Source organism: Candidatus Symbiopectobacterium sp. NZEC151, assembly GCF_025962655.1.
Classification (GTDB): Bacteria; Pseudomonadota; Gammaproteobacteria; order Enterobacterales; family Enterobacteriaceae; genus Symbiopectobacterium.
Window position 1 is genome coordinate 1 of record NZ_JAGFPE010000016.1, and the last position, 1,046, is coordinate 1,046.

At 33.0% G+C, this 1,046-nt stretch carries 1 protein-coding gene; it reads left to right on the forward strand.

The window, feature by feature from the left end:
• The first annotated feature begins 382 nt into the window (after nt 1–382).
• Entirely contained in the window at nt 383–940 is a 558-nt protein-coding gene (locus J5067_RS23155) for a phage tail protein (RefSeq protein ID WP_264627643.1), read from the forward strand.
• Nucleotides 941–1,046: the final 106 nt, after the last annotated feature.

The window sequence follows — 1,046 nt, forward strand, 5'->3', positions numbered from 1 at the left end:
CATCTGTTTTTATACGCATGCAGATAATTCTGGAATCTCTGCTATTATCAATAATGTTACAAGTAAAATTTGGTTAATGCTCACGTTGGTTGGGTGTTGTGAGTTTGGCCTATTAAAAAATACGGTAATATATAGTACAGAAATAATTTTCCAATTGGAAAGGTTATTCTTTTTTCGAGAAAGAAGTTCCTAATTGAACGTCGGTTAGGCAGGGCACTAAACTGGCAACCGATAGGTGAAGTCATGCTGAACACGTAATGGGAAATACAGGCAGCCTAAATTAACCAGAGTACCAACTAATTTGTCACTTACCGTAACACAGAGTAAACAACCTTATTAGTTAGTTACTGTTAAATTAACCTTTTAAAGGGATAGAGAAACTATGACATTAACAACAACTTTACCTATCGGAACTATTATTATTTTTTTCGGAAATGAAATACCTGATGGGTGGCTATTGTGCGATGGTAAAAATGGAACCCCTAATCTTATAGATAAATTCATATTAGGTGGAGGAATAAATAATGTGGGTGCTGGAAGTGAAAAAGAAATAATAAAGAATGCATCGGACGGCGTATACAGAATAAAACAATACACTGAATTTTCAGAGTCAAATATAAGTGTGGAAGTTTTAGAACATAGCTTATCTATTAGCGAACTTCCTAATCATAATCATAAGCAGGGAGACATCTATGATATAAATTATGCATTCGGTTTTGGTTATTGGAACGTTCCATTAAAAGATAGCTGGATAAATGGTGGAGCACTGAATAATACAAAGAATAATCGTGTAGCTCCTATTACTGAGTCTGTCGGTGGCAGTAAAGGGCATTCACATAAAGTAGAGTTTAATGATAAAACTCACAGGCATGATGTCGATATAATGCCACCATATTTTATACTTGCATACATAATGTACAAAGGCTTATTAAATAAATAACATTTTGCATCTGTGACAAAATCTCATAAAATATAGAGATTATATTCATAGCACTTTTTTGACGGATGGTGTATGATATGAAACTAAAAATTTATATGTATTTTTT